3 protein-coding genes are annotated in these 2817 nt (G+C 53.6%); 1 reads left to right on the top strand and 2 read right to left on the bottom strand.

The window, feature by feature from the left end:
• The first annotated feature begins 314 nt into the window (after positions 1-314).
• Positions 315-1733, top strand: a complete 1419-nt coding sequence (gene gltX / locus ABLU88_RS16255; protein WP_064377551.1) for a glutamate--tRNA ligase — start codon at positions 315-317, stop codon at positions 1731-1733.
• A gap of 59 nt (positions 1734-1792) precedes the next feature.
• On the opposite strand, the gene ABLU88_RS16250 is transcribed toward gltX, so the two are convergent.
• Entirely contained in the window at positions 1793-2185 is a 393-nt protein-coding gene (locus ABLU88_RS16250; protein WP_064377550.1) for a YfeC-like transcriptional regulator, read from the bottom strand.
• A gap of 4 nt (positions 2186-2189) precedes the next feature.
• The gene (locus ABLU88_RS16245) at positions 2190-2543 is read right to left on the bottom strand and encodes a YfeC-like transcriptional regulator (RefSeq protein WP_004852968.1); all 354 of its coding nucleotides are present in this window, start codon (positions 2541-2543) and stop codon (positions 2190-2192) included.
• Positions 2544-2817: the final 274 nt, after the last annotated feature.

Here is a 2817-nt window from a genome sequence, read left to right as displayed (position 1 = left end):
AACCGCCGACCCCCTCCTTGTAAGGGAGGTGCTCTCCCAGCTGAGCTAATCACCCCCGCTGTGTGGAGTCGCATTATAGGGAGAGTTGAAAATGAGTCAACGCCTTTTCTAAATAATTTGTTTGTTCGTCGTAAAATTAAACAAAACGATCGCAATGTCATCCGTGGCGCATGATTTATAAACAAAAAGGGGAAAGCGTGACGTTGAAACGGTAACAACATTGAGGAATCAGCCCACGGTGTTAGAATATTCCTCCATAAAATCCAACGAACACTGCCGCGTGTCGGCACCTTTATCAAACGTAAGGCCACTTCATGAAAATCAAAACTCGCTTCGCGCCCAGCCCGACAGGCTATCTGCACGTTGGCGGCGCGCGTACTGCTCTCTATTCCTGGCTTTTTGCACGTAATCACGGCGGTGAGTTTGTGCTGCGTATTGAAGATACCGATCTTGAGCGCTCCACGCCGGAGGCCATTGAAGCCATTATGGATGGTATGAACTGGCTGAGCCTGGAATGGGACGAGGGTCCGTACTTCCAGACCAAGCGTTTTGATCGCTACAACGCCGTTATTGATGAAATGCTGACAGCGGGCACGGCCTATAAATGCTATTGCTCTAAAGAGCGTCTGGAAGCGCTGCGTGAAGAGCAAATGGCAAAAGGCGAGAAGCCCCGCTACGACGGTCGCTGCCGCCATGGCCACGAACATCATGCTGATGACGAACCTTGCGTCGTCCGTTTTGCCAACCCGGAAGAGGGTTCCGTTGTTTTTGACGACCAGATCCGCGGTCCGATCGAATTCAGCAACCAGGAGCTGGACGATCTGATTATCCGCCGTACCGATGGTTCTCCAACCTACAACTTCTGCGTCGTGGTTGACGACTGGGATATGGAAATCACCCACGTTATTCGCGGCGAAGACCATATCAACAATACCCCGCGCCAGATTAACATCCTGAAAGCGCTGAATGCGCCGGTGCCGGTTTACGCCCACGTCTCGATGATTAACGGCGACGATGGTAAGAAACTGTCCAAGCGCCACGGTGCGGTCAGCGTTATGCAGTATCGCGACGACGGCTATCTGCCGGAAGCGCTGCTGAACTATCTGGTGCGTCTGGGATGGTCCAGCGGCGATCAGGAGATTTTCTCTCGCGAAGAGATGATTAAACTGTTCAGCCTGGGGGCGGTGAGCAAATCGGCGAGCGCGTTCAATACGGAAAAGCTGCAGTGGCTGAACCACCACTATATCAACTCGCTGGCCCCGGAGTACGTGGCAACGCATTTACAGTGGCACATTGAGCAGGAAAATATCGACACCCGTAACGGCCCGCAGCTGGCTGAGCTGGTGAAGCTGCTGGGCGAGCGCTGCAAAACCCTTAAAGAGATGGCGGCGAGCTGCCGCTATTTCTATGAAGATTTTGCCGAGTTTGATGCCGATGCGGCGAAAAAACATCTGCGTCCTGTTGCTCGTCAGCCGCTGGAAGTGGTGCGCGACAAATTAGCCGCCATAAGCGACTGGACGGCGGAAAACGTCCATCATGCGATTCAGGCGACGGCCGATGAGCTGGAAGTGGGGATGGGAAAAGTGGGAATGCCGCTGCGCGTCGCGGTGACCGGTGCGGGTCAGTCTCCGGCGCTTGATGTGACAGTCCATGCGATCGGTAAATCACGTAGCGTAGAACGTATCAACAAGGCGCTGGCCTTTATTGCTGAGCGCGAAAGCCAGCAATCCTGATCCTGATACAGCGATTGTTAAACGGCGGGGATAGCGAACCCCGCCGTTTTTTTTGCCTGTTACTTCGCATCAGTAATGCCAAGTCGGGACAGAAACCCGCTGAGCCCCTCGCGCGCAAGAAAATCCCGCAGGTGCAGCTGCTCAGTTGGGGTCATCAGGTGCATGGTCTCGACAATCTGGCGCCAGATTGTGTCCGCATCGTTCACAAAGTATTTGACGGGCGGTTCCGCCAGCTGGTTATCCATGGTCAGATGCCGCAGCGCCGGGATATTTGCCAGGAAATCGATCACTGACCTGTCAATGACGATAAGACGAGCGCGTCCGCCTTTGACTCCGGGGATCGGTTCCGTCCGCCATTTTTGTTCTCTGGCCCAGCGGTTTATGGTTTGCCGGGCGAGGTTAAGGCACTCGGCGAGCTCCGCTGGGGTCATTTTATCTTTAAGTTTCATCATGCTTTCACCGATCGCGAATACCGAGTCGGTTGAGTAACCCGGTGATCCCTTCACGCAGCAGCAGCGACATCAGCAGCTTTTGCTCTCCCGGCGTCATCTCTTTACACAGGGTAAGCAGCAGAGATTCGAGATCGTTATCCGTTGCGGAATAGGGGACAGGGTTTTCGGCCACGCGCTGCGCGCTGCGAATAAACTCGCGAACCTGCTCATTAACATGTACGAGGCGCGCTTTACCGCCCTGTACGCCGGGGCGCGGGGACGTTTGCCATCCCTCTTTACGTACCCATTTGTTAATCGTTTGCCGACTGAAGCCAGTCAGATGCGCTATTTCTTCAGGTGTCATTCGTTCCTTGAGCATACTATTTCCTGAGTAAATATGTGGGAATTAGTTGCACATGTTATAGCATCCTTTTAAAGGAAAGAGTGACATGTTTAACTTCTGGCTGCGATAAGGCTCGCAATGTCAGCCGTTTGCCTGCTTTTTCAGCGATCAAATAGCCGGGATTGATTTTGCCGTTGACACCTGGCGAAGGAATTCATATTATGCCGCCCGTCAACACGACACGCTTTACGTTACGGGGCTATAGCTCAGCTGGGAGAGCGCTTGCATGGCATGCAAGAGGTCAGCGGTT

Source organism: Klebsiella sp. GW_Kp182 (assembly GCF_040062275.1).
GTDB lineage: Bacteria > Pseudomonadota > Gammaproteobacteria > Enterobacterales > Enterobacteriaceae > Klebsiella > Klebsiella michiganensis.
The sequence above is the reverse complement of the archived record's forward strand: the minus strand, read 5'-3'. Positions and strand labels throughout refer to the sequence as shown.

What these genes read in the sequence shown, in the direction of transcription:
- ABLU88_RS16250 (WP_064377550.1), bottom strand. Translation starts at nt 2,185, where the DNA reads ATGATGAAACTTAAAGATAAAATGACCCCAGCGGAGCTCGCCGAGTGC.
- gltX (WP_064377551.1), top strand. Translation starts at nt 315, where the DNA reads ATGAAAATCAAAACTCGCTTCGCGCCCAGCCCGACAGGCTATCTGCAC.
- ABLU88_RS16245 (WP_004852968.1), bottom strand. Translation starts at nt 2,543, where the DNA reads ATGCTCAAGGAACGAATGACACCTGAAGAAATAGCGCATCTGACTGGC.